Source organism: Variovorax sp. W2I14 (genome assembly GCF_050435205.1).
Classification (GTDB): domain Bacteria; phylum Pseudomonadota; class Gammaproteobacteria; order Burkholderiales; family Burkholderiaceae_C; genus Variovorax; species Variovorax paradoxus_C.
Map to the genome: position 1 here is coordinate 3040083 of NZ_JBNDJX010000001.1, position 24315 is coordinate 3064397.

A 24315-nucleotide genomic window follows, 5' to 3' on the forward strand; every position below is an offset into this window, starting at 1 on the left:
GCTCATCGAGCGTCGAACCTGCGGCTGACTCGATTGGCTTCAGCCACAAGTGCTTCTTGCTTGGCGAGCTCGCTCTTGTAGATATCGCGAATCTTGAAGAACTCGGCGCGGGATTGCTCCCCTGCTTTCGCAATCGATTCACTCGCCCTTGGCACCCATTCACACAGGCTTTTGAATGAGGAGGTATTGAGGCCAGCAGGTGAGCTTTCAGCACACGCCTTCGCCGCAGCGCTCAGCTTGCTCTCGGAATCCTTCCAATCCCTCATGGATTTCTCATACGCGTGCCGCACGTCGATGTGGGGGTGTTCAGTGCCGTCGATTTTCTCGTGGAGCATTGAAGAGCTCAACTGTGTTCTACGACCACCGGCCTCACCATTGCTCCCAGGTGTCGCCTTCAGTTTTTCCAGCGTGCCTTCGAGCTTGACCGTGGTTGCCTCATACCGCGCTGAGGATATGCAGCGTAGTTGAGGTAAGTGAGGCTTCCCTTCTCAGCATAGGCAGCGGCGCCAGCCAAGACACCTTGGAGGGCCTCAACCCTTTTCTTCAGCTTAGCTTCTTGCTGCTCTCGCGTCTTCTGACGTTCGACAGCCGCAATGTTTTGCTCAGCACTCTGGCGAAGTACTGCTAACGCCCTGGCCTCGTCGGCATCTGTGGCAGGTCGAAGGTATGCGCGAAGCCCACCAGCACCAGTGAGCTCGATGCCCGCTGGAGTGCGACGGCCCGAAATTGCCATATTCCCTCCAGCGTACCAAGGCCCTTCAATCTTCCCGACAAAGAGATCTTTCGCGGCAGCGCCGCTGAGAGGAGCGTCCACCGTATCAAGCTTGTAGTCTTTACTTATCGAAACTTGCTTGAAACGACCGACAACACCGCCTCCAGATGATTCAACCAACTGAACAATGAAGATTACATCGCGACCGCTGGCAATATAGGTTCCAGACCAACCATCGCACCAGGCAGAAGCAGAAAGAACGCTTAACGCTAGAGCAACTATGGCCTTCACTATCTTTTTCTCCAGCCGCATTTCACAATCCCTTTATTCGTATCTACACCAAGCAGGCTCGTCAGCAATACGGCTTAAGCAACCCTGCTTCCGACAACGACTGGAAGAGGCAGCACATACTCCCATTGAGTCAAATGGCCCGGAATATTCAGCGTCTTTCCTTGCCAGTACAAATGAAGACGACAATCAATGCTTGCAAAAGTCCCGCCCAGCGTATAGATGGACATATCTCCTCGATGGGGCTCAGCTTGGGGACTCAACTCATGAATGGGGTCCTCCGGTTTGCCGCGCTCAGTTCTGAACTTAAGAGCAGCTTCAATAGAGTCGCAGGCGAACATTGATTGATACCTGCAGGGTTTAGCTGGGTAGTAGGCTATGCGAGTGCATTCCAAGAGCAACTCAAGAATTCCGCTCTGGGTCTCCAATGGTGTTCGCTCCAGCCAGGCGTCTCGGAAATACTGAGCGCCATGACGCGAGAATCCAGACGGATACTTCTTATTTATATGCGTTCTTATTTCATCGCCATCATTATCAGTATTAGCCGCAAGTGAAATGCTTTCGCCTGCAACGTACACGCCCCGCCTATCAACTGAAAAGTATTTCATTCTTAGCACCAGAGTTCCATTACTACAACTATCTGATTCCTCTACCTTTTTGCATTCAAGTTCGTGTTTCCATTTCGCTATCGCGAATCCGCAGCGTGTCCAGAGCGTTCTTGCCAACGTAGCGAGTCAAAGCATAGTTTGCGCCAGCACCTATCACTACACCGACTCCGAACGGAATTGCTTTGGCAGCTCCTTTCTTCGTAAACTCGATGCCAATCTTTTTAAAGAGCTCTTTGATAGTGGCAAGTGCTGGCCCTTTGAGATACTTGTTAAGCATCTTAACGCCAGCTTTTGAAGCCAACGCGGTTGCCCCTTTGGAGCCGGATTGTTCTAGTGCTCCCCACAAGGCGATAATGAAAGACATGTTTTTTGCATCTTCATTGGTAATTTCACCATTGACCGCGAGGGCTAAACACAAACACATATCAACTTGGAATTTGATGCAGGCGGATATGTCAGCAAGTGTCCCACCCACCAAGCTCACCGCTGTTCCTACACCTGGCACTACTCCAGCCAGGGCTGTTGCGCCACCCACAGTTCCAGCCAGCTTGGAGTAATGTGAAATTAGCTTGGAACAAACGATTTCACCAACTTCCGCCTCGGAGAGCCCAGGCTTAGCTTTCTTTACCTGCTTTTTATATTTCTCCACAACTGCTCTTGCGTCGTCTGGCGACATCGCAATCGCCTGAACCATTTTCATGATGGAAGAATCTTCAGTTGTCAGCTCTCTAGTCATTCCTAATCCCTTTAATTGCCGTTGTGACCGTGAAGGCGAGTAAGCAGTACTTCTTTCCAGTGCCCTTCACGCAGAAGAACGTCAGCACCACTCGTGTGTGTGTCAGCGATCTCAAGCACGGAAAAATGGAAGTGCTCAGCACGAGCAGCGCCACCTTCTTTTATGAGCTTTCGAAGGCGCACGTTCTCGCCGTGGCCGTTGAGGTATTCGCACCACCGAGCCCATATGCCACCTGCACCTGTGGCACTGCCCACATAGAGCTTGCCCTCCAAATGGTCCGAGATGAGGTACACCCCAGCAACGTTCTCGAGTGCAGCCCTCCAGGAGGGAATGGCCTGGCGAACAATGACACCCAGGTCGCCAAACGAGACGTTCACCTTCTTAAAGCCAGGGAACTCGGCCAGGTGAAGCTTTTCCGGGTTGAGCTGGTAGACCTCGCAGGACGGCGCAACAGACTCACCTCTGAGGTATGACTGACGACTCGGGCGCTCGAAGGTTGCCACCACACGGCCAGCCAGGTCCTCAGAGCTGGGCAGGAAGCGAAGCTTGTAGGTGACGCCACCTTTCGCGTTGGGTTTGCTGCCCAATGATTCGTACACGCCCACGTAGAGCCAACGGCGTTTGTCTGCCATCTGAATCAACGACACCACGTACTGGCGCTCGAAATTCTTGCGTGTTTGCCCTGCCTGCCAGGCGTCGAAGTTCCCCTCGGAGTACACCCGCAGCGGGTTTTCGATACCCGTCCACCCTGCCAGGTGAACCTTGCATTGCGTCGGCTCTAGAAGTGGCTCTTGAAGGCGCAGTAGGTCAAAGAGAAGCATGGTCAGTCGTTGTTCTCGTGTTCGTCTTCAATCTTCTTGGCCTCCTGGAGCACAAGGCCACGCCAACCAGGAAGGTCCGCGTCAACCTGATATTTCTCACTCACTATTTTTTTGGCACGCCGCTCAACCTCCGGGTCAAGAACAGTGCCGAGCGTTCTCTTTGCGGGGCGGTACATCCCACTGCCAATGGCGGGGGCCTGCGTGCGCTGCTCGAAAACTGCTTTCAATGCGCGCAGCTTCTGGCGGCTTTCTTCCCTGCTCTTCTCGTGTTCAGCCTTCAGCTTTTGAAGAAGACTTTCGGTGTTTGTCTCAAGCTGTGCTCGCTCCTCAGCAGTCAACCTTCTGTCAGTGGTCGTGTACGCCGCAGCACGTTGCTTCGAGGTCCAGCCAAACAGTTTTGCGCAACACTGCGAACCGTAGAGCTTCAAGCCTTCGTCAGTTTGAATGACATGTATGGCGCGATAGACCCCGTGGTTGCACCCAGGAGCCTGGCAGCGAATACGCTGCTCTTGCTCAACCTCCACCACGGCCAGAAGAGTTGGTTCAGCCATGGCTACCCCGATACACCAGGCGTGCCGGCGTGTCGCCCTCAATCTGAGCCAATACCGGCTCAGCGTCTTTGTTGATCTGCTTGTCGTTGATGGCCCTGGGAAGAACATAGGTCCACCTGGCGTTCAACGTCTTCGAAGCTTCGCGCCCCACCTCCACACCCAGATAAATAATCGTGTCTGGGCATAGCGCCTCTAGCAGTGGTGCGGCAACGAGTTCACGAGACTTCTTCTGCGTTCGAGCTCCGAGTTTTTCGTCATTGCGCGTGCGGTACGGGCAAGCATTGAAGAAGGCAACGCTGTCCAGGGTCTCGCCAGCTCTCGACAACACGCGGTTGAGCAGCACGCCCATGCCAATGGTGGGAAGCTGGGAGTGGTATGCGTCAGTCAGTTCGTCCAGCAAAAGGGTGGCGTGGTCGCCTTCGCTGTCGCGCAGGGCCTTGAGCCTGGCAATAACACTCGCGTCCAAGGCAGTGGTTTCAACCTGGCTGTCGCCACCACCTCCCGGATTCTTGGCAATCAGCACCGTCCCGCCTCGGTAGTTCTTCCCCACCCACCCGAGGTAGGGGGTATGGGCTGAGTCGGTCAGCGACACCGGCAAGCTCGCGTTCGTCTCGAAGAACTGGGCACGGCTGACCCGCAAAGCTGTTTGATAGGCCTTGGCGACCTGTTCACGATCAAATCTCACGCACTCCCCCCGTCCCGACGAAAACAAAAGGCTGTAAGCTAGTGTAAACAGGCGTAAGGGCGCCAGGAGGAAAAAATGTTCAGGTTGTTGGTGATAGCCGCTTTGCTCCTTGGTGCTTGGAAAGGGTACGAGCACTACCAAGCCAAGAAACTCGCTGAGCGCGCGCCTGCCGCAGCGCCATTCAGCCTCTCTTCCACGAGCCAGCCCTCTGCCTCTTTCTCCTGCGACGGTCGAACGTACTGTTCACAGATGACCTCTTGCCAGGAAGCCACCTACTTCTTGAAGAACTGTCCAGGTGTGAAGATGGACGGCAACAATGACGGCGTGCCCTGCGAACAACAATGGTGCCGATAGAAATGAAAAAACTCACAGTCGGCCTGGCCCTCGCCGGATTGAGCAGCTTGTCTTTGGCAGACGCCCCAGCGTTTCAGAAATTCGCCTCTGACCTGAACAACGTTCTGACCTGCAATTACACGAAGACCACCCCACCAGACGAGCTCGGCGGCACTCTCTACATGTGTATCGCGGGCAAAGCTGAAACGGCCAAGGTGTTCATCAACAAGGATGAGAAAACCGGCAAGGTTGAGAACCTCAAAATCATGTGGAATGATTGGTTCAAGGACCGAGGCTACGGCGTTCACCCGGACAAAAAAGAAGCTACAGGGTTTATCAACCTGCTGAGCAAACGCTTCACACCAGCGCTCACCGCTCAGATGCTCAAGGCGTTCGAAGGCAAAGCTCCCGGTACTTTTTCGACTGACGCCTGGGATGTGAAGTACACCTACAACCGTGGACCGGCCATTGACGAGCGGTTGTTTGTCTTCACGCCGAAGTAGACCCTTGTTGCTTGCGCCATGACCCCCGACAAAGCCTCTGAGCTCAAGAAGAAGATTGCGCAGCTCAAGGGCCTCATGACGGCCTACTCCACAGACGGGCGACGACCAGAGCAGCCCCATGAGTACGAAGAGCTCTATCGCGAGGTGGCGCTGGACCTGGAAGACGCGAAGTACGGGAACCCCAACCCCTACAAGTCGCTGGAGGTCTTCTACGGCTACGTGCGCAGTGAAGAGCTCAAGACGTATGCCTCGCGGCGCACCTGTATCAGCAAGCTCTATGAAGACCTGCTACTGGAGCTCAGTCGCGCAGAAAGACAAGAGAAACCCTCGAAGGTTTGGGCGAAGGCAAACGACGCCCTAGAAGACGAACTGGCGCTTGTGCGCGTTCAGTGGCTCAAGGCTCGCAACTTCCTTCAGAGCAACACCCCCGACTTCGAAAACTCAGTCAAGGAGTCGATCAGCTGCGTTGAATCGACACTGAGAATCTTGCTTCAGCAACCCAAGGCGACGCTGGGCAATCTGTTGAAAGAGGCGAACCTTGACAGCGATATCGAGCGCCTTATCAGTCAAGCCTATGGTTATGCGAGCAACAGAGATGCAGTGCGCCACGGAGGCACAAAGCCCTCAACACTGACAAAGCTCGAAGCAGAGTTTTTCCTCGAATTCGCTGGGAGCTCAATCGCATACATAACAGCTCGGTTGAAGAGCAATGGAGGAAGCGATGCTTGAGAAACTCAAGAGGCTTTTCGGTAAGGCCCCGCCCAAGAACATTACGTTTGGCACAGCCCAATCGGAGCGAATTGTTTCCCTCATAGCTGAAGCGGTTGAGCTCCAGCTCACCATGATCGAGCTTAGCGAACCTTCACAATGGTCAGCGAGAACACGCTCTACAGTGCTGGGGTATATCGCAGCTGCAGGCGAGGCAATGACGAATGACCCAGGTGGACCACAGGCCATGTTGGTGTGTGTCCAGGCCAGCCAAAAAGTGCTGAAGAACACGTTCAATGCCGAGCTGATACTGACCGAGTATGAAGACCTGGCCGTCAGTGGAGATGCGCACTACGCCGCCGGTGCTACAGCAGGGTATGAAGACACCCAGCGCCTCAAACAGAAAAGGCCCTTGATTGGGCTCATGTCGGCGCTTCACTGAGCTTGCGCTCAACCCACGGGTGAGGCGTCTTCGTCTTCACCTGAATGCCTAGGGCCAATGCGTTCGTCCTCGACGTGCTTGAGCAATGCTTTGCCGCCCTCCACCCAGGCGTCTAGCCACATATCGAAGCTCTCCTCAGACGATTCGATATCGTTCCACACAGTGGCGTCTTCCGTGCTCTCAATCAGCACCCAGTGGAAATGCCCCGGCTCCGGTTCGTCCACGAACACCGTGAGGTGGCGAAGGTGGTTCACGGCTACTTCTTCTTGAGGTACTCGCGGACCTTCTCAGCGGAGTTCCCCACCGCCTTCACGGCAGCGCGCAGCTCGGCTTCAGTACAGCCCAGGCTCTTTGTCCAATCGCGAACCTCATAGTCTTCCCCCAGGGAGATTTCTTTGCGGTCCTGTCCAGTTTTTTCCTTGTTGTCGCTCATGGGTGTGCTCTCCAATTGAATGAAGGTTTTATGCTCTCACCGACAAGTGAATGGGGTGTAGGACCACATTGTTTTGCCCGGTCAGCAGTTGCGCTACGACCTTCAGTGGAGACCTCGGTATGGCAACCTCCAAGCAAGCCTCGTTGGAGTTCGAAAAAGAAAAGACTGCTCGAAGGCAAATAAAAATGCCTCGGCGAAAAGCTCCGAGCTCTCGGCGCGTGTTGGTCTTCGACTACGACACCTGGGACAAGCTCACCGCCCATTTGGTGGCACCAAAAAAATCGAGCTAACCATGGCGGCCCGAGCCCATTTCGCTCGTGCGCTTCGCTACCACCGCCTGCCCATTCTTGACAATCCCCAAAAGCAGTAGCCCTCAGCGCCGAAATAGTCATATTTCGACTATATCAACAGCAGCTTCGAGAGGCTGGTGAACTACTATTTCGTTTTTCGATAGTTGGTATTCCACAGGCTTGTTTGACTGCATAGTGGTGACCCAGAACAATCACTCACAAATACACCGAGCACCGGTCAATGCCGTAGGAGCGAGAGTGAGAAAAGAAAAATTGGGGAGATCGAGCGGCATCGCTCGACGTTCAGCGAGCCCGGCCAGGCCTCTTCTGGTCGCGAAGGCCGTCAAGGGCGACACCAGGCGAGATGCCACACGCCTCACACCATTTCGCGAACAAGAGCACGTCAACGAAGCTTTCGCCGCGCTCAATCTTGGATACGTACGACTGCCCCACCCTCATGGCGCTTGCCAGCTGGACCTGGGTGAGCTTGGCGTTCACACGCAAAATTTTCAGTAAAGCTCTCAGAGCTTCGTAATCAGCGTCATACAGCGAGGTGGACATGGGTCCAATCGTCTAGTCCATATCGGAATAGTCCGACCCCGACTAATTGCAAGTAGCATGTGCCTTACGACCAACCAAGAGGAGAAAATCCAATGAAGCTCGCAGTAGTAGCCCTCACCGTGGCAATGACCACGCTCACCACCAATGCCATCGCCAAGGACTGGCAGTGGAACTACGAGATGGGCCGTGGGAGCACCAGCCCCGCGAGCGGCACCCAGCGCCCCACCAGCGGGAAGAACCTGGCTGAGCTGGAGCAGCAAAAGGACGGGAGCTACGAGTTCCGCGTTCGCGGCAACACCGCTCCGCCTTGCTACAAGAGTTTCAAGACCGCCCAGGTGGAAGAGACGGACATCACGCTCACGATCACCCCTGAGCCCCTCTTTGGCAACTGTGAGCGCATTCGCCTCGTGGTGAAGAAGGACGGCACGGGTGGAGTTCAGCAGCAGCTCATGGGCAAGAAGCCCAATCAGGCCTGGGCGGACGAAGAAGTCCAGGGCTACGACCTCACCGCCAAGTAAACACGCACGGATTTGGGATAGGGCAGCTGCCCTATACAACACAGCAAATCTTCAAGGCATAGTCGCGCCGGCTCCCATAAGACCAATGAATGGGGCCTAGCGGGAGCAGAAAAAGGAGGGGAAGTGAATCAATCAAACGCTGCCTCAGTTGCAGACTTTCTTCTGTCGCTCTACAGCGCAGCACGGGAGAAAACTGTTGCTGAGTTCCCAGAGTTTTCCATTGAATCGCTCAAGTCATTCGTGGACTTCGATATGGGCCTCTTTGGGCTGATTCGACCAAACACGGGAATGGCAGCGGGAATCGAGTGCTCATGGGCTCACGTTCACCGCGAACCAACCAACATGATTGAAGAGTGGATGGGCATCTGCGCAGGCGACGATGTTTTGAAAAACATGATGGCGTACCTGGGTAGAGCTAAGTCCTACCACGTCCCCTCTGCTTTTTCCAGAAGTGAAGACGCAAAAATCTTAGATTTTGCGATTCGCACTAGACACATCAATCTGATGGCGGTCGCAAACAAATACGGCCCAAGCGGATTTTTTGGTGCGTTTTCGATTCGCCGCGCTGATACAAATTGGAAATTCTCACTTGAGGATGACGCTCTAGTTCAACTCCTCGCCCCTCATATCTGGGAGGCAATCAGGATTAACCGAACCATTATGGCCGGCAAGATTCAGGGCTTGAGCGAGGAACCGGTGAAAGGTCTTTGCGTCTGCAATGACAAAGGAACGATTGTTTTCCAAGACCATTCTTTCGAGAGACTTCGCACGATTTTCTTTCGTGATGGAAATACCTATCGGCTTCCTGAGGCGCTTGCCAAACCGCTGCTGTCCGAAGGGAGGGCAACTTGGCAGGACGGCAGACTCATCTTCACTTGCAAGAAGGTCTCTCACCTTCTTTTTATATCTGCAGCACTCACCTCTGGCATGAGCAAGCTATCCGCACGGGAAAAAGAAATTGCCAAGTTTTTTGGCACTGGCCTTACTCATTCTGAGATTGCTGACGAGCTCCAAATCTCTGGTTCAACTGTTCGACGGCACATAGAAGCTGTATATCGAAAACTAGATATCAAGAACAAGTCTGATCTGGCATTTTTAGTTCATACCTCGCTAGAAGGCAACGTAGAAAAAACACTTGCGGCGTTAGAGGCCGCAGTGCTCTGAAGAACAACCTAACACCATGAACAAATTAAAGAAGGAAAAGACCATGAGGGTTCCGGCGATTTCGATCATTGCAGCGATTGTGCTTACTGCTTGTGGAGGAGGAGGTGGTGGTGGTGGGGGCAGTGCCCTGCCTTTTGCGCTGCCGGCTACGCAAACTCCAGCACAACCGACCACCCAGCCGGAAACCCCTCCTCCCGCGACCAACACGCTGCAAACTGAAGCCCCAGCTCCGACTTACTCTGCTGATTCTGGCGAGCTCGCCGCGTTTAAATATCTTCAATCAGCACGCAGCGCTTGTGGGTTTGGTGTTCTGCGCCAGAACGTCAAACTGGACGCCGCTGCCCTTTCTCACTCCCGCTACCTGATTGCTGCTGGTGATGAAACAAAAACTGTGACGGGCCACGGCGAGGTTGATACGGCCAACCCCTTCTTCACTGGAAACTCTCCTGCCGACCGTGGAGCATTCGCGGGCTATGGCCAGAACGTCACCGAAGATTTGAGCGCCTACACCAATCTGTTCAGCGACAAAACACAAGCTCAACTTCCCAGCCCTTCCGAGCGAGGAGCCATTGCTATGCGAGGGCTCCTGAACACAGTCGCCCATTTGTCTGGCGTGATGTCAGCCGGCCAAGAAGTGGGGTTCGGTTCAGATATCAAAAACTACGAAGCCGCGAACGGTACATTCACCAGCCTTCGAGTGGACTATCGTTTTGGTCTACTGGTTGGCTCTCAACAAGGCACCCAGCTCCTGGGAGCTGGCAATGTAGCCACATACCCGTGTGCAACGAGTGTTGACCTTGACTTTGCGTTTGCGCCAGCAACGGAGGACCCGAACCCGTTCCCTGAAATTACAGACCCACTCGTCAAGGTCGGGCCACCGATTTACATCAGAGCCGATGCAGACGCAATCTTGAAGGTGAACAGCTTCGTGCTGAAGGACAGTGCTGGCGAAAAAATAACAGTCCGCACAGACGTGGGCGCCATCGGAAAGCACGAGTTCTTCATGGTCCCCTCTTCGCCACTTCAACCAGGTGCGACCTACAACGTCATTTTCGAGGGCACTGCCAACGGCAAGAACTTCAACAAGTCCTTCTCGTTCAAGACAAAAGCTACCTAAAGCCGCTGCACAGAGATACCTCAACACTTAGCAAAACCAGGACCCACTATGGCTGCGCCCTACTCTATCGAGCGTGATTTCGACGCTGATACGTTCACTGTGAACCCTGAGCCTTTCGACGTGGGGGGAAGGTTTGGCCTCGTGCTCCAAGGCGGGGCCTGCCTCTTCCTCCTCTCGACATGTACGGCCATGTTGGGGAAGACCAGCGACAAGAGCTTTGGCACGATGCTGCTGCTCATTTGCCTGGCAGTGTGTGCCGTGATGTTCTTCATTCCCTACCGCCGATTCAAGCGCCGCCAGCGCGAGAACGCCCAGGAGCGCCGCCAGGTGAAGGTCCACGTGGGCGATTCCGATTTGAGGGTTGGCGACGCAGGCCCAGACCAGGTTGTTATCCCCTATGAGAACCTTCACCGCCTCGTGGTGAAGAACAGCTTGGAGGGTGAGTACGTGGGCGCTTCCACGGGGGGTTTTGTGCTCTCTGGCGGTAGTGGCGCATTGGGCGCTGCGTCGATGGCCACAACTGGCGTTCTAGCAGGCGCAGCCAATATGGCGGCTCAGGCTCACGCAGCTCGCATGGGCAAGTATTCGAAGGTGTGCTTTCAGGTGCTGGCCGAAGCCTCTGGTGTTGCCCACCCTCTTGCTCAGGGCATGACCGAAGCCGGCGCCAACGGCCTTATGAACGACCTCGCAAAGGCTGTCCAGGAGCGGCAGCGCAAGTAGACGGGGGCAACCCAACCCACTACGTCTGAGGCCCTCTACGGAGGGCTTTTTCATGGGCGCAGCAGTAGGCCCCAGCAACCGTTTCAGGGATACTGAGCCCAGGTGTTTCAAGCTGTACAAAAGTGATTTCAAAGCTGCCTTTCCTCTTCGCTCTCGCCGCCCTGTCCCTCAGCGCTTGTGAGAAGCAGCCACCGCCGAAGCCACCAAAGGCCAAGTTCGTCTACCCGGCAAGAGTTCAGGTCATTAAACCGATTGCTGATGGGCCTGGTATATGGCAACCCCTCACGGACCATTTTCATAAGACAAGCACGCTGGCTGACCAGTTCCCGGCTGAGTGGGAAAACATGGTCAAGCTTGTTGCCGTCTCTGCCCTTCTGAACAACAAGAACTGCGACAACCTTGATTTTCTATCCCCTATGCCGCTCGCAAATCACACGGCGTTTCGAGTGGGTTGTATCGGGAAAGACGGCAACTATCGAACTTACGTTATGTCTCGCCACGTCGATTCGAAAGCAGACTTCAAAATGGATTACACAAAGTAGCCCTGCCCTATGAGCAAACCCTCTGCGCTTGCGCGCTCTGCTGAAAAGCTTGGCATACCGTTCGAAGAGATTTCGCTTTGCCGAGGCCCGGAGAAGGGTTGGACGTGCCCCCAGAGTGGTGGATTTCTGAGCGTCGAAGAGGCAGTGCTGTCCCACTACAAAAAGGACGGCTGGCGCGGCTACAGCGGTGAAGGTGGGCTTCTTCTGAACCTCATAAAAGCGATGTCGTTCAAGGAGGTGCCTCATCGCAACCGAGCCACCTACATCGAGGCCCTCTACTTCCAGAACGTTGCGTTCGAAGAAGACCGCTTCGCGCCAGCGACATTGATTGCGCAAGTCTTGAAGGCCGACCAAGCGACGGTCGTGAAGAACTTCGATGTGATGGCCTATCGTGAGATGACAGTCGAACGCTACGCAGGAAGCAGAAGTTCTGAATCCACTTCAATGCTCGACTTCTTCCCAGGCCTTGAGCGCTGGATGTTTGTAGAACTCCTCGCAGTTGCCGGCAACACACTGCTACACGCAATCGCAAGCAAGTTCGCCGAGAACCCCTATGAATATCGCAGGGGTTGGCCTGACATAACCATGTGGCGAGGTCATGAGCTCAGGTTCGTGGAAGTCAAAGGGCCAGGCGACAGGCTCCACGAGAGTCAGAAGAAAATCGTTGCTGAGTTTGCCAAACCTCTCGGGCTTCACGTCACCCTGGCTGGCGTTCTCGAAGGCTCTCAATGACAACAGAGAAAGCTGATTGGTCCAAAGCCGCGATGACGCTTGAGATCACCACCTTAAATCTGGAGGAAATCGGTTCACCCCACGCCAGTGCCGTGTTGCTCCAGCACTTCGACTCCGAAGAGGCTCTTAAGGCTTTCTACTGGGCGATTCCCACTCAAGCTGAGAGAGAACAATTTTTACTGGTATGCGCCACGTACCGGTACATGGTGAAGGAAGGGGATTGGGTTTCGACAGTCAACAACGAGAGCCGAGTGATTGACTATCTTACGAACTCCAACAAGCTCATGGCAATCTTTGCCCTCATTGAGTCGCTGAGCAATGTCAAGCACATTGAGTTCTACGACTGGCTCAAGCTCCAGGGCACCTTCCCCATTGAATCGAAGAAATCTCTGAACGAGCTTCACCAGAAATACAAGGTAGAGCACGGCTCAATCAAGAAGGTGGTGAAGTTCTTCGAGCAACTGACTACCGATCACCAGGCAAAGCTTTGCGGGCTCCTCACGAAACATAGACAGCCCATGGAGAACATAAAGAAACTCGCTCAGTTCCTGTACGACATGAGAAGCAAGTTTGCCCATGAGTGCAAGCCAGCGGTTTCTATCCACTCCAACGATCACATTCAATATCAGGGCAAGGACTTGGTGTTGGTGAAGATTACGATTGCCGACATCATGGAAGCCTTCGAGCTGGGCCTCATTGCTCATTTCAGAGCCGCGCCACCTACGGCACCTACACCACCAGGTAGCGCCGCTTGAGCGGGTAGTGCCTGGCAGACGAGAACCCCTCCCTTAAATTGGGGATGCGTGCGTAACGAAATGCGTTCCTACAATCGCGCGCGACTTCGCAAGGCATTCACAGGGCAATTTCTATGCACTCGTTAACACTGCGGGCAACCGTCTCGGCCATCTTGCTTCTTGGCGCAGCCCAAGCCACTGCGCGAGGAACGATTGGGCAACACCCCAGCGGTGATACTTCAAACTCTAGCGGCAATGCCGCCGTGAACGATGGAGCACGCAGGAGGGAGCCCAAGATGGTCGAGCCGAGTCGAAGACCCATTCAGAACGAAGGTGGCACACCAGCGAAAGTACCTGCCCCCGCTCCTGCGCCAGCTCCCGCTCCTGTTGCGCAAAAGAAAGCTGTTTCTCCCGTGCCGCAGCCTGGCATGGACGCCCAGGCCTTGATAGGCGCGCTAAGTACAGTGCTCGACAACATGACGAAGAACCCAAGGATCGATTTTCCGAAGGACACCACTTTGGCAAAGGCAGTGGGTGGTGTTTCAGCCGTGCTGGAGTTCGCGGGGTACGTGACAGACCTCAGGACGATGGTTGAAATTCAAAACGAGACGTCAAGAGCTGCCTCGACCCTCAAGCCCAAAGAAGTGGGGTATTTCAGCGTTTCGGTCGCCCCTGGAGGTGTCGTATCCGTTGCGCGAGTGGCCAGCAAGGACGCCCCCGTTCTCATTCAAGCGGGAGTCAAGCAAGTCACGGTCCCAATAGTGGGCGTCCAACCAATGCCGTCCCTTGTGAAGCGAACCCCAGAGGAAGATGCTCGCGAAAGAAAAGAGATTCAAGACCGACTCGACGCTCAGTTGCGGGAGGCGATTCAGAACTCGCAGCGCAAGTAGGAAGGACGGCTCCGCAGGGCATAGCGCTTCAGGTTGATTCTCGGTAATATCTGTACGTCCATACAGTATTTCCTTTTAACGAAGCGACAGTTCCAACCCTCACCAGGTGCGAACCGTGCCTGGCGCACAAGGAGCGCTATGTGTAGCCACTACCAGTACCTCAAGGAGCTCGACAGGCTGAAGCGGCTGCGGCTCACCATACCGCCCAACTGGGAGCCCCCTCGTGCGAGCCACGTCTACAAGAAGTACCTGGCCCCGGTGCTGCGCAGACCGCCTGAGCTCAGCAGCGGCGACGAGGCAGTGCCGGCGATTGAAATCCTCAACGCTCAGTTTGGGCTCTTGCCCTATCGAGCGGCTGACCCTGACGAGTTCTACAAAAAGTACGACACCCTCAACGCCCGCAGCGAGACTGCCGCCAAGAGCTACTCCTTCGCCCGCCCCTGGGACCGGCAACACTGCCTGATACCCGCAGAGTGGTTCAACGAGCCGGACTGGACCTCTGGCAAAAGCGTGGACACGAAGATTTCTCGAGTCGATGGGGAGCCCGTGATGATTGCGGGCCTGTGGGACACCTGGCGCAGCAAAATCACGCAGGAGCTCACGCACAGCTTCACTATGCTCACGGTGAACGCGGACGACCACCCGCTCATGAATCGCTTCCACCGACCAGGCAAAGAGAAACGAATGCTCGTGCTCCTCCAGGAAGAAGAGTGGGAGCCCTGGCTCGACGCCACCGGGGAAGAGACACAGCGCTTTATGCGCCAGCTCCCCGCCGAGCTTCTCAAAGCTGAGCCTGCAGCGCCAAAGCCTTCTCAGGCAGAACTCATTTGAAGGGGGTTGGCCATGTTCGTTATGCCACTCAAGGACCAGCAAGGCTCCGTGGTGCTCCTGGGGATTCAAGGGGCTGACGGGCTCAAGGTTCAGCAGTCGTTTGAGAGCCTTATGCAAATCCTCGGCCACTTCGTTGACCCCCTCCTCCCATTCTCAGAGAACGTGTCCGCAGTTGAGGTTGACCCGAGTGTTGCCCCGACGCCAGACGTGATGCTCACCTACGTTGCCACGTACCAGAAAACCTTCAGCTCGCAAGAGGACCTTATGAAGGCCGTGGTGGATGCCGTCGATGAAGGAGAGTTCTGGTGCGTCTACCAGGTAGACGACGCGGCCAATGAACTTCGAGCGTCGATTCACTCATTCGCGTTCGACTTCGAGCACCTCACCGACAACCCGCAGCCCAGTCAAATCAGAACGGGCCGGCTCAAAATCCTCTTGGAAGCGTTCGGCATCGACGTGCCAGGTGAGCTGCGACCACAAGCCGAGATCTTCGAGGCCGTCATTCAATCTGACCTGGGGCCTTTCGTCGTGGCCGTGGAGGGGGCGACCACCCAAACCCTCTCAGCGGTCTTCAATGCCCTTGTGAGCGAGCTGCGCCGCGTGAATATGGTTCGCTACCCAGAGCCCCTGAAGGTGAGCGTACGCGTGGTTCCCACATTCGCTGAGCTCGACCCGGCCGCACGGCTCTATAGCCTCCAGGAGCCCTTCGAAGCTGTAGCCCAGCAAATGACCCTTCCCGACTTCATTGAGCGCTTCAGGGCCGGCGTGGTGGAGGCTCCAGCCTCAGTGGCACAGAACAAGGACGGCACGTTGCGAGGCACGTTCTACCGCTTCACCTTCGAACCAGGTTCCCGCACGCACCAGGCCGACCTCAAGCCCGTGCTCGACGCCTCCCTCTACGGGACGACCCTCCACTAGTTTTTCTTCTCTCCTTGATAGGCCAATCCCAACTCGCTTGGGTTAGCAAAGCCACCAGTAGGTGGCTTTTTTTTCGTCTTCCCAAAGCCCCTACGAATACCTGAGCGGGATTTATGGTCAAGTGAAATCTAAAAAACAAATCAGAAATCTTTGTTTTTGTGGCGTGGGAATTACTGTCAATAGGTTTGTGGTGCCTGAATTACGGTCAAGCACGATATTTATAACCTGCAAATGAACCCGACCATTTGTAATTAAATTTGACGAAAAATACGTGTTTCCTGTTAACTACACACACCGCAACAACGGTACTTAACTTAACAAAAAGGAATCAACATGAAACAAATCACCATCAACGCCAATGAATATCGAACTACCAAGACTTACAGTAAAAACAAGACCGCCAGTCTTATTAGGCAAAGCCTGAATTCTGCTTCCGCCTTTGTAAAGCGGACTGCTGATAAAAAAGGTGAACTGGATACGGCAAAAGTTTACGAAGAGCTCAGAGCCAATCCGCTGATGGCCGTTCACTGGGAACCGCTCTTCGATGAAGAAGTTGTGGACCCTGGCGCACTAGTGTCATATGCAGCAGGTTGTTTTCAGGATAAGTATGAAGCTAGTGTCGAAATGACTATTCGCTTTATCTTAGCGCACCAAGAGGCCTACAACCTCTTCAACTCTGCTGGGTTTAACCAAAACTTCGCCGGGGCACACATTGGCACTTTTTTGTTTTGGATTTTCCAAGGCAACAAGATGCCCTTCAACCCAGTGGTGCAACATTTGGAGGAGTTGGCAGAGGAACAATATCGGCAACTGCGGATTACTCGTGAGCAAATTAAGCTCAATGGAATCCTTCCAATGAAGCAAGCACAACAACAGCTGTCAATCCAAAAAATTTAACCAAAGGAGAATTTACATGAACAAGCACTACTTTTACCTCCCCCAGATTAGCTCAGCCCAAGCGATTCAGTGGATTCAAGAGTTCAACAGCCTCAATGCTGGAAAGCACGTTATTTATCTCGCATTTTTCCAACGCTTGACAGATGAGCAAATCAAATCAAACGCTGAGCTGGGCAAAAATTTGCTCGCCTATGGTGATTTTGACTTGTGCTGGAGTATGTTTTCACTCAAGGCGACCTTGGATATGGAGGTCGTTAAGAAATGCATCAAGGAAGATGTGAGGTTTCTCAACAGCGCACTTGCCCATATCACTGGAAATATCACGATTATGAGGACGCTGTGCGAAATCAACCCTGAATGTGCGAACTGGGCGACAGGAAAAGTCTTGACGAAAGCTGACGCCAACTGGGGAACCTCTCAAGAAAGCGCACAGAAAGTTTATCAGTGGCTGATGGCGACCGGCCTTCGCAAAGCTCTGAAAAGCAAAGATGTGCTGAAGGTCGCAAGTTCAAACACCCAGCCCAAGCCAACATTCAAGATTTAACCAGGAGAGCCTGAAGTGAAAACTTCTATCCCAAAAACCCTCAGTGGTTTTTTGCCTGGGCTGGCGTTGCCAGGCTAGACAAAAGGAAATTGATAGACAGATCAAGCAAGTCAATAAATGTATTGACAACTATTGACATTAAATCAATTCTTTGCTACTTTATATATAAATGAAAGGAGCATTGATATGCAAGACAACAAAAAAGGAATTAGAAATGACAAGAACCCAAGAAGCATGACCACTCTTCAACTTGATGAAGAAATCCTATTTCTTATGAAGCAAGCAAGAAAGCTTTGCGGGACGAATTGGTCTTATGAAGGGCGGGACTTAATAAAGCGTCGCGCCATTGAGATTATTGCCAACGCCAACAAAGCTTCTCAAGCTACTACTCAATCCGCTTAAACGACGGACGTAAAAAAGGCCGCTCAAAAGCGACCTCTTCCAAACCATAAACCAAATATCTCAACTCGCCAAAGGAAAGATATAACAACCCAGAAGGATTAAACCTATGCTAGCCGATGATTTATTTAAAGTCAAGGGTTCAACGAGCGCCTCGACAAAAAAAGCAAGAACGAAACCCGCTACCTCGCCAAAAACCAAACCTCTTGGCCCAGTCGCAACTTACAACGAAGAATTCTCAGCTGAGCTGAACTTTTCAAATAGCCTAGTTCAACAGAACCAATACTGCGCCGGCAACGGCTCAATCTATTCCTGGTCTTCTTGGTATTGGCAGGATACTGAAGACATTGCCAAGGATTGGGCAAAGAAGCAAGCCACCCGCTACCTGTCAGTCCACGCCCCAGACAGAGTGGCAAGTTCAGTCGTGAACTCCTCTGTATCTATCGCAAGATACTCCCTCCCCGACCTGCCCAAGTCTCCCAAAGACACCGACAAGACAATCATTCCTTTGATTGGCACCTGGCTTGAGGTGAAGGATGACGGCTCAATCGTCTACAAGAACCCCGACCGCTCAATCGGTATCACCTATGCGCTCAAGGTGAGCCTTCCCCCTTCAGAGGGTGAGTATGTGCCAGGCGAACTGCCAGAGGGCAGCTTGTTCAAGGGCTACCTCGACGTGTTCATGGCAAACCCTGAGCACCAAAAGCTCCTCCAAGAGTACGCAGGCTACACGCTCACTCCAGGCACCAAGCGCCAGAAGGCTCTCTTGCTCCAGGGCGAGGGGGGTGAGGGCAAATCAGTCTTTATCGACATTCTGAGCGGGATACACCAGAAGGTTGAGGTTATCGATGTCAGCGACAAAGACACCAGGAAACCCGCCAGCTTGGCCGCAGCCAGCTTGATTATTTGCCCGGAGGTTGGCAAGCAGAACTTCCAGCTTGAGTTCTTCAAGTCGATTGTGGTTGGCGACAAGGTGAAGCTGCGCAACCTCTACCAGGATGAAATCAGCACCGTCATTGGAGCGAAGTGCGTCTTCAGCTTCAACAACTTCCCCATTGTCAATGACAAGACCAATGGTTTCTGGCGCCGAGTAATCTTGTTCAAGCTCACCAACAAAATTCCCGCAAACAAAATCAATGTGAACCTCTCGCGGGAGATCCTTGCGAAGGAATCGAAGATTGTTCTCGACTGGGCATTGGCGGGCCTGCAGCGCCTGACCAAGCAAAACGGCTTCACCAACGTGCCTGAGCTCGAAGCTGGCTTGGCCGAATGGAAGACCTCTCAGAACACCGTGGCCCAGTTCTTGGAGGAGGTTGAGTTTGCTCTCCACCCCACGGCCTTCTTACCCAAGGTTGAGCTCTACCAGCGCTATCGCAAGTTCTGCGTGGACCGAGGAAATCAGCCAGTGAGCAACGAAGGCTTCTACACAGACCTCAAGCGCGCTTATCCCAACCTTCTTGAAAAGAAAGTGATGGTTGAGAAAGAGAGAACACGTATGGTTTTCTGTGAGCTCAAATCAATCCTCACTGAGTAATCTCTCAACATCCAAAGAAAACGAGCCGTCTGGCTCTTTTTTTTCGCCTTGAAAGTGTCCAGGCTGTCCAGGTGTGTCCAACCCTCTTCTTTGACCCCCTGGACACTGAAATGTTATTTGAAATCATTAACTTACAAACAAGTGTCCAGGGTGTCCAGGTGGTTTGCAAAGTCTAGAGTTCTATAGCTATATAGAGGTATTTCTCATGTGGAACTTTGGTTACCCCCTGGACACCCTGGACAGCAAATCATAAGTTGTTGATTTTAAAAGGAAATATGGTGTCCGCCCCCCTTGATTACTACCCTGGACAGGCCTGGACACCCTGGACACTTTTAAATCAATAAATGTATTAACATGTATTGACAATAAATACCTAATTTGATATTCTAATCAAAATCAAACAGGAGGAATATGAATAAAACAAATTACCAGTCAGTAAAAGAAGAAGTCCAGCGAGACGGAAACTTGCTCTGTGGTGTCGGGGGTATTTTCTATGACGAACCATTGTCATATCCACCTGTACGCCGTACAGCCAGCATTACCCGCCTGAGAAACACACAGAAAGAGCTTTCGCTGATTGCCGTCAAGAGTTCACCGGAGGTTTTTCAGAAACTCTCCAAGGACCTTCAGGACGACAAAGAAATTGTCCTGGCTGCGCTGGCCTCAAACCCTCTTCTGATTAAGCACGCAAGTAAGCGTCTCCAGGAAGACCCTGAAGTCGTCGCACTGTTTCACCAAGGTATCGACAACCCCCGCCCCGCTCAGGAAGTTCCGGTGTTTCCAGCTGAGTTATCAGAGAGTTCGACAGCACAGCGCAAGGTTGCCAACGTCGAACGAGAGGCAGCTCTCAGGCGCCAGAAGATTTCGACCTTGGCAGCGGTGAAGGCAAACCCACAGGTATTCCCAAAACTTGCCAGCAGCCTTCGCGACGACAAAGACATTGTTCTTGCGGTTGTCGCCAAAGCGCCCTTTCTCTTGAAGTACGCGAGTAAGCGCCTTCAGGAAGAGCCACAGATTGTTGAGCTCTTTCACCGAGTAATCGACAAACCAACAAAGAACAACAACTAAGGAGGCCCCATGAGCTATCAAACTATCACAGAGACGTTCAGCACGATTGAGAAGTGCTCAGGCCAAGACTTCGACTATGAAGTGAGTCTCAGATTCACCCCATTGGGCCTGACGCAGTACGGTACGTTCATTGTGGACGACAACCCCACTGACGAAGAACTAAGCATCATCACCGACTACAAGGCCAATTGGGCAGTGGAGTACCGCTTCGAGGACTTCAAAGCTCAAGTAAAGGACTGGGCCAAGCTTCAAGTTTTCATTGAAGCTATCCAGGACCAACGACCCGACGACATCGAAGAGGCTCAGCTCTTCCTACAAGCCGAGGATTGGGACTCTCCAATCACATCAGCAGACCAACTTCAGCTCTTCAAGACCTTCAATGCTTGGGAAGCGAAGCAAGCTCTCTCGTCTGGGATTGCTCAAGCACCGAAGGCACAACAAACCAAACGAACATCAAAAATTTGAGGGAGACATATTATGGAAATCAAAATAAAGACGTTAACCAAGCACTTTTATGACTATGTGCCTATGGGTACAAAAAGAACCACTTGCGACTACAACCTGTTTTATACGGAGTTTGGGCTTTCGAAAACTGGCACGTTCGTTATGACGGATGAGCCAAATTCCGAAATGAGAAGGTTCCTAGAGCGAGAAACATGGGCATTTGGTCCACGCATCACTGAGCTGAGCGAGTTTGCTACTTTAAACGGTGGCGAAGATTGTTTTATGAAGTATGTTGCGAATCGCCCCCCAGACTTTCATCTGGATAGTCTCGGTCAATGGCTTAGAGGCTACAACCAAGACGATTGGCTTTGCGATGAAGACTATCCAAGCAAAGACGACAACTTACATGATTTTCCGTTAATCAAGGACTATCTCGTACATGTTGAAAAAATGGCTCTTCAGACCGCCATACCAAAATCAAGGCCCGCGAAACGCACTACACACAAAATTTAAACAGGAGGAACCACTATGACTTTAGACAAGGAATTTTATCGAATCATTGAAAATGTAGCCCGCAAGGCGAAGCACACTAGCTCTAAACAGCAAGTGTTCAAAGACGTTATTCAAATTGGCTTCAACTCTGTGATTCAGGGTATGAAGTACCACCCCTACCAAGCAAAATGGCACCCCTCCCTCTTCGTGGAGATGGCCCCCTACAAAGTCCAGCCTGAGCTTTTCAACGAGCTCGGCAGAGCAGTGGTCATGTGGTTCTCTGCCATCAAGGACTCAGCTCCTTTCACAGACGTACTGGGCAGCTCCTACGACGAGCACCTCGGGCACGAGCTGGGACAGTTCCTCACCCCTCCAGACTTGGCAGCGCTACTGGCCCAGCTGATCTTCACGGACGACAACCTGGAGTCCAAGTTCAAGGCTGGTGAGGCAATCACTGTGGGGGACGACATGGGCTGTGGCGCAGGCTCCCTCCTCCTGGCTTGGCTGAAAGCCTCCTCGGAACGTTTTGGGCCTGCCGCTCTTGAGCGTGTCTTTGTGGTGGCGCGCGATATGGACCCGTCAATGGTTCAGCTCACAGCAGTCCAAATCTTCCACTCAGCCGTCTTCCACAACGTTGCGCTGGGTGGCCTCCAGGTTCAATGGGGCAACGCTCTTCTTGAGCCGAGCTCGCAGGCAGGCTACCAAGCAGTCTTCGACCCCGATATGGTTGAGATAGCCGTGGCGACGCTCAGAGCACACCACCACCGAAGAGGTCAGCAGAAGGCAATGGATGCCATCGGGAAGCGCTTGGCAGTGGGTGTGTAGAAGTCGAACTTAGTTGGATACCGTGTCAGAGCAAACGTATCGAAGGCCTGCTGCGGTTGCCGTCACCTTGGAGAATCGTGGCTTGCTGCTTAGGCTCAAAAATCTTGCAGCGCATATTCCCCAGCTAAGTTCAGCAAGCTCCGAGGACTCTCCAGTTCCTAGAAGTACATCACGTTTCGCGGGGAACTCAGAAATTCTGTATTTTCCTTCGGCACATGAGTATTCGCTTGGCAACGAACTTCTGGTTTTTACGCAGAATACAAATACAGCATTCTCTGCACACATGTTTGTGGCTCTAAATGCTCCTCGCGCATCACGCCCAAGCGACACGCATTGCGAAACAGGATTGTGATTTCCGTCTCCTGCATACTCTTGGGACGTGACTACTTTCTGCTGTCCTCTATCGTTCTCTGGACTTGCCGTGGCTGTGGGTGAACCACAAGAATATCGAAATCTGCCGTTGCTCATCTCAGCGGAAATCGAGTCGCCTTCACACTCACCGATACTCAGAGCATAGCCAGACTGGGTAGGGTGGCCATTTAGCATTGCCGACCTGTCTCCAGGGTCCAAGGACCTAAGGCGATAGACGTTGCCGCCCTGGCAGTTGAAGGTAGGATTTCCTCGCTCAATGCAAAATGCTGCCGTTATCTTTGAGCTACACACGTTTTTGAAGCTGAGATAACCGGTATCGCTCATCGTGGCGGTTAAGCACCTACTGACCTTCTGCGGCTCACTGTCGCCACCACTGGTCGAAGCCTGCTCTCCTTCTTGCCAGCTCTTCGTTAGTGCATCACCAAGAGCCCTGATTGCCGCTCCTTTATCGGTGTTGCCCGAGTTCGAATTTCGAGAGGAGCTTCCAGAATATGGCTGTGAAGGTCGAGTCGTCGATGGACCCGGCTGGCCGTCAGTTCCTTTGGAAGAGCCGAGGCTTTGCGCATTGGCAAGCCCAACAACAAAGAGCAATGCCAGCAACGGGGCAATCAACTTGCAGTTCATGACTTCTCCTCAACGGTTCTCGATAGCACGGCGAGCCAAGCTTTCTACTGCCGTTGGGGAGAGTAAGAAATACCTCGTTTATAGGAGGCGTACTCCTGCGTCTCGTGCAAGCCCTGGGCGGACTATTCCCTTCGCTCCCTGCGCTTGCGCAACCTCCATTCCAAGACGAAATGCTCCGCTCGCGCCTTAGCTCGGGCGCGTAAGCACTCCTCTGAAGGCTGGTGGGTCATAACGAAGACTACAGGCCGGATGTAGTGGCCGGCCACCACGGGGTGAAGCGCAGCAGGTCATCCCCTCCCCTGCCCACCAAGCAAATTCCGCCTCCATCCGCACTCAATTACCGCAGACGGCTGATATGCTACGAAATGTCACATTTCGGGACTAAGCCCAGACCCGAAGGGGACATTTCTAGGAGACAGTGTTGGCAGAAGCAGTGAACCAGGAAGAGTTGCTCTTACAAATCAAAGAGCAAATCAGCAAGATTCGGTCATACACACCACGAGTTGGAGTTTTCGGGAACTCTGGTGTTGGCAAGTCAAGCCTTTGCAACGCCCTCTTTGGCAAAGAAGTAGCAAAGATTAGCGACGTTGAAGCTTGCACCCGTGAACCTCAAGAAATCTTGCTCAATGGGACTGACGGCCAAGGCGGCATCGTTCTGATTGACGTTCCTGGCATTGGGGAAGACCCGTCTCACCAGAAAGAATACACAGAGCTCTACAAGAGCCTTGTGCCCAAACTTGATTTGGTTCTCTGGACTATCAAAGCTGACGACAGAAACTATGCCTCAGGCCTCGACGCGTACAGCGCAGTCTTCAACGCCGAGAACAAAACCCCAGTTGTTTTCGCCATCACGCAAACGGACAAAACCAACGATATGGAAGACTGGGACCACCAGGAGTATCGGCCAGGTTCTAGCCAACTTACAAACATATCTGTCAAAGAGAACGACGTTTCAAAAAGGTTCGACATATCGAGCAAGAACATCGTCTCTGTCGCTGTCTCCAAGAAGGGGAGGTCTTACAACCTAACTAGTCTTATGGACCGAGTGGTGGAGGCACTCCCAAACGAAAAAAAGTTCTCAGCTACTCGCGAGGCAAAAGACGAACACGTAAGCCAAGAAGCAAGAGCAAACGCTGAGCGTGGCATCTGGGAAAGTGTGAAAGATTTTGCGGGAAGCGCCTGGGACTCTGTGAAAGACAAAGTGGTAGAAGAAGTTATCAAGTCTGCGCCAAAAATCATTGCCGCAGGAATCAGCTTCTTGAAATCCCTGTTCAGGTAA

The 24315-nt window shown here is 53.1% G+C and carries 33 protein-coding genes; 23 read left to right on the forward strand and 10 right to left on the reverse strand.

Annotated features, from left to right (window positions below; translation table 11 throughout):
- Window positions 1–2: 2 nt before the first annotated feature.
- From QF040_RS14275 to QF040_RS14305, 7 genes are read right to left on the reverse strand one after another with little or no spacing between them, the layout of a single operon-like run.
- Window positions 3–335, reverse strand: coding sequence for a hypothetical protein (locus QF040_RS14275; protein ID WP_429611571.1), 333 nt, complete (start codon window positions 333–335; stop codon window positions 3–5).
- A gap of 59 nt (window positions 336–394) precedes the next feature.
- The gene (locus QF040_RS14280; protein WP_429611572.1) at window positions 395–1024 is read right to left on the reverse strand and encodes a hypothetical protein; all 630 of its coding nucleotides are present in this window, start codon (window positions 1022–1024) and stop codon (window positions 395–397) included.
- A gap of 53 nt (window positions 1025–1077) precedes the next feature.
- Window positions 1078–1608 (reverse strand): hypothetical protein, encoded by a 531-nt coding sequence (locus QF040_RS14285; RefSeq protein ID WP_429611573.1) that lies wholly within the window; start codon window positions 1606–1608, stop codon window positions 1078–1080.
- A gap of 55 nt (window positions 1609–1663) precedes the next feature.
- A complete protein-coding gene (locus QF040_RS14290) occupies window positions 1664–2344 on the reverse strand; it encodes a hypothetical protein (RefSeq protein WP_429611574.1) in 681 nt (226 codons plus the stop codon).
- 11 nt (window positions 2345–2355) lie between these two features.
- Entirely contained in the window at window positions 2356–3165 is an 810-nt protein-coding gene (locus tag QF040_RS14295; RefSeq protein WP_429611575.1) for a GIY-YIG nuclease family protein, read from the reverse strand.
- 2 nt (window positions 3166–3167) lie between these two features.
- Window positions 3168–3716, reverse strand: a complete 549-nt coding sequence (locus QF040_RS14300; RefSeq protein ID WP_429611576.1) for a hypothetical protein — start codon at window positions 3714–3716, stop codon at window positions 3168–3170.
- Window positions 3709–4401: a hypothetical protein gene (locus QF040_RS14305; RefSeq protein ID WP_429611577.1), complete on the reverse strand. Its 693-nt coding sequence runs from the start codon at window positions 4399–4401 to the stop codon at window positions 3709–3711. Before QF040_RS14305 ends, QF040_RS14300 begins: the two co-directional genes overlap by 8 nt.
- Before the next feature lie 75 nt (window positions 4402–4476).
- Between QF040_RS14305 and QF040_RS14310 the strand changes: the two genes are divergently transcribed.
- From QF040_RS14310 to QF040_RS14325, 4 genes are read left to right on the forward strand one after another with little or no spacing between them, the layout of a single operon-like run.
- Window positions 4477–4755 carry an excalibur calcium-binding domain-containing protein gene (locus QF040_RS14310; RefSeq protein WP_429611578.1) on the forward strand — a complete coding sequence of 93 codons (279 nt, stop codon included), beginning with the start codon at window positions 4477–4479 and terminating at the stop codon, window positions 4753–4755.
- A gap of 2 nt (window positions 4756–4757) precedes the next feature.
- Entirely contained in the window at window positions 4758–5237 is a 480-nt protein-coding gene (locus QF040_RS14315; RefSeq protein WP_429611579.1) for a hypothetical protein, read from the forward strand.
- 18 nt (window positions 5238–5255) lie between these two features.
- Window positions 5256–5966, forward strand: coding sequence for a hypothetical protein (locus QF040_RS14320; protein WP_429611580.1), 711 nt, complete (start codon window positions 5256–5258; stop codon window positions 5964–5966).
- Complete coding sequence (locus tag QF040_RS14325; RefSeq protein ID WP_429611581.1) at window positions 5959–6387, forward strand: hypothetical protein; 429 nt, start codon at window positions 5959–5961, stop codon at window positions 6385–6387. Before QF040_RS14320 ends, QF040_RS14325 begins: the two co-directional genes overlap by 8 nt.
- Window positions 6388–6395: 8 nt before the next feature.
- Here QF040_RS14325 and QF040_RS14330 read toward each other — a convergent pair whose 3' ends face one another.
- From QF040_RS14330 to QF040_RS14340, 3 genes are all read right to left on the reverse strand, one after another.
- Window positions 6396–6641 carry a hypothetical protein gene (locus QF040_RS14330; RefSeq protein WP_429611582.1) on the reverse strand — a complete coding sequence of 82 codons (246 nt, stop codon included), beginning with the start codon at window positions 6639–6641 and terminating at the stop codon, window positions 6396–6398.
- Window positions 6642–6643: 2 nt separating this feature from the next.
- Window positions 6644–6820, reverse strand: coding sequence for a DUF3606 domain-containing protein (locus QF040_RS14335; RefSeq protein ID WP_429611583.1), 177 nt, complete (start codon window positions 6818–6820; stop codon window positions 6644–6646).
- A 593-nt stretch (window positions 6821–7413) separates the two neighbouring features.
- The gene (locus QF040_RS14340) at window positions 7414–7671 is read right to left on the reverse strand and encodes a helix-turn-helix domain-containing protein (protein WP_429611584.1); all 258 of its coding nucleotides are present in this window, start codon (window positions 7669–7671) and stop codon (window positions 7414–7416) included.
- A 92-nt stretch (window positions 7672–7763) separates the two neighbouring features.
- Here QF040_RS14340 and QF040_RS14345 point away from each other — a divergent pair, with 92 nt between their 5' ends.
- The 19 genes from QF040_RS14345 (at window position 7764) to QF040_RS14435 (ending at window position 24315) form a co-directional block, all read left to right on the forward strand.
- Entirely contained in the window at window positions 7764–8189 is a 426-nt protein-coding gene (locus QF040_RS14345; protein ID WP_429611585.1) for a hypothetical protein, read from the forward strand.
- Window positions 8190–8312: 123 nt separating this feature from the next.
- On the forward strand, window positions 8313–9353 hold the full coding sequence (locus QF040_RS14350) for a response regulator transcription factor (RefSeq protein WP_429611586.1): 1041 nt from the start codon (window positions 8313–8315) through the stop codon (window positions 9351–9353).
- A 16-nt stretch (window positions 9354–9369) separates the two neighbouring features.
- Entirely contained in the window at window positions 9370–10470 is a 1101-nt protein-coding gene (locus tag QF040_RS14355; RefSeq protein WP_429611587.1) for a hypothetical protein, read from the forward strand.
- 48 nt (window positions 10471–10518) lie between these two features.
- The gene (locus QF040_RS14360) at window positions 10519–11190 is read left to right on the forward strand and encodes a hypothetical protein (protein WP_429611588.1); all 672 of its coding nucleotides are present in this window, start codon (window positions 10519–10521) and stop codon (window positions 11188–11190) included.
- 122 nt (window positions 11191–11312) lie between these two features.
- Window positions 11313–11732, forward strand: a complete 420-nt coding sequence (locus tag QF040_RS14365) for a hypothetical protein (protein WP_429611589.1) — start codon at window positions 11313–11315, stop codon at window positions 11730–11732.
- Between the two features lie 9 nt (window positions 11733–11741).
- Window positions 11742–12464 carry a VRR-NUC domain-containing protein gene (locus QF040_RS14370; RefSeq protein WP_429611590.1) on the forward strand — a complete coding sequence of 241 codons (723 nt, stop codon included), beginning with the start codon at window positions 11742–11744 and terminating at the stop codon, window positions 12462–12464.
- Window positions 12461–13219, forward strand: a complete 759-nt coding sequence (locus QF040_RS14375; RefSeq protein WP_429611591.1) for a hypothetical protein — start codon at window positions 12461–12463, stop codon at window positions 13217–13219. The genes QF040_RS14370 and QF040_RS14375 overlap by 4 nt, the downstream gene beginning before the upstream one ends.
- A 407-nt stretch (window positions 13220–13626) precedes the next feature.
- The gene (locus QF040_RS14380) at window positions 13627–14088 is read left to right on the forward strand and encodes a hypothetical protein (protein WP_429611592.1); all 462 of its coding nucleotides are present in this window, start codon (window positions 13627–13629) and stop codon (window positions 14086–14088) included.
- A 138-nt stretch (window positions 14089–14226) separates the two neighbouring features.
- Window positions 14227–14919, forward strand: a complete 693-nt coding sequence (locus QF040_RS14385; RefSeq protein ID WP_429611593.1) for an SOS response-associated peptidase — start codon at window positions 14227–14229, stop codon at window positions 14917–14919.
- Between the two features lie 12 nt (window positions 14920–14931).
- Window positions 14932–15837 carry a hypothetical protein gene (locus QF040_RS14390; protein WP_429611594.1) on the forward strand — a complete coding sequence of 302 codons (906 nt, stop codon included), beginning with the start codon at window positions 14932–14934 and terminating at the stop codon, window positions 15835–15837.
- 333 nt (window positions 15838–16170) lie between these two features.
- On the forward strand, window positions 16171–16734 hold the full coding sequence (locus tag QF040_RS14395; protein WP_429611595.1) for a hypothetical protein: 564 nt from the start codon (window positions 16171–16173) through the stop codon (window positions 16732–16734).
- Window positions 16735–16750: 16 nt separating this feature from the next.
- The gene (locus QF040_RS14400) at window positions 16751–17278 is read left to right on the forward strand and encodes a hypothetical protein (RefSeq protein ID WP_429611596.1); all 528 of its coding nucleotides are present in this window, start codon (window positions 16751–16753) and stop codon (window positions 17276–17278) included.
- Window positions 17279–17464: 186 nt separating this feature from the next.
- On the forward strand, window positions 17465–17680 hold the full coding sequence (locus QF040_RS14405) for a hypothetical protein (protein ID WP_429611597.1): 216 nt from the start codon (window positions 17465–17467) through the stop codon (window positions 17678–17680).
- A gap of 106 nt (window positions 17681–17786) precedes the next feature.
- Entirely contained in the window at window positions 17787–19211 is a 1425-nt protein-coding gene (locus QF040_RS14410) for a DNA primase family protein (protein WP_429611598.1), read from the forward strand.
- A gap of 411 nt (window positions 19212–19622) precedes the next feature.
- The gene (locus tag QF040_RS14415) at window positions 19623–20279 is read left to right on the forward strand and encodes a DUF4116 domain-containing protein (RefSeq protein WP_429611599.1); all 657 of its coding nucleotides are present in this window, start codon (window positions 19623–19625) and stop codon (window positions 20277–20279) included.
- Between the two features lie 9 nt (window positions 20280–20288).
- Window positions 20289–20744: a hypothetical protein gene (locus tag QF040_RS14420; RefSeq protein WP_429611600.1), complete on the forward strand. Its 456-nt coding sequence runs from the start codon at window positions 20289–20291 to the stop codon at window positions 20742–20744.
- A 12-nt stretch (window positions 20745–20756) separates the two neighbouring features.
- A complete protein-coding gene (locus QF040_RS14425) occupies window positions 20757–21236 on the forward strand; it encodes a hypothetical protein (RefSeq protein ID WP_429611601.1) in 480 nt (159 codons plus the stop codon).
- A gap of 15 nt (window positions 21237–21251) precedes the next feature.
- Window positions 21252–22040, forward strand: coding sequence for an N-6 DNA methylase (locus tag QF040_RS14430; protein ID WP_429611602.1), 789 nt, complete (start codon window positions 21252–21254; stop codon window positions 22038–22040).
- Window positions 22041–23457: 1417 nt separating this feature from the next.
- Window positions 23458–24315, forward strand: a complete 858-nt coding sequence (locus QF040_RS14435) for a GTPase family protein (protein WP_429611603.1) — start codon at window positions 23458–23460, stop codon at window positions 24313–24315.